Source organism: Streptomyces sp. URMC 126, assembly GCF_051386555.1.
GTDB lineage: Bacteria > Actinomycetota > Actinomycetes > Streptomycetales > Streptomycetaceae > Streptomyces.
In genome coordinates, this window is sequence record NZ_JBPQTX010000800.1 from 1 (window position 1) to 281 (window position 281).

General features: G+C 77.6%; 1 protein-coding gene. It reads right to left on the reverse strand.

The features are described 5' to 3' along the window. Positions 1-10 precede the first annotated feature (10 nt). A partial coding sequence (locus tag ACSNOK_RS33975; protein ID WP_436784597.1) for a LysM peptidoglycan-binding domain-containing protein occupies positions 11-281 on the reverse strand: 271 nt, incomplete at its 5' end.

The window sequence follows — 281 nt, forward strand, 5'->3', positions numbered from 1 at the left end:
TGATCGGGCGTCAGGAGCCGGTGACCTCCAGCCGCTGACCCGGCACGATTAGGTCCGGGTCGTCCCCGACGGTCGCCCGGTTGGCCTCGTAGAGGGCGGGCCAGCCGCCGGCCACGGAGTGCCGGTCGGCGATCGAGGAGAGGTTGTCCCCGGGGCGCACGGTGTAGCGGTCGTCGCCGGCGAGCGTGTCACCGCGCTCCGTGCCGCGCGAGGTGTGCGCGTCCCCCGGGGAGCGCCCGGGGGGCGTGGTGCCGGCCTCGGGGGCGGGCTCGCCCCGGTGC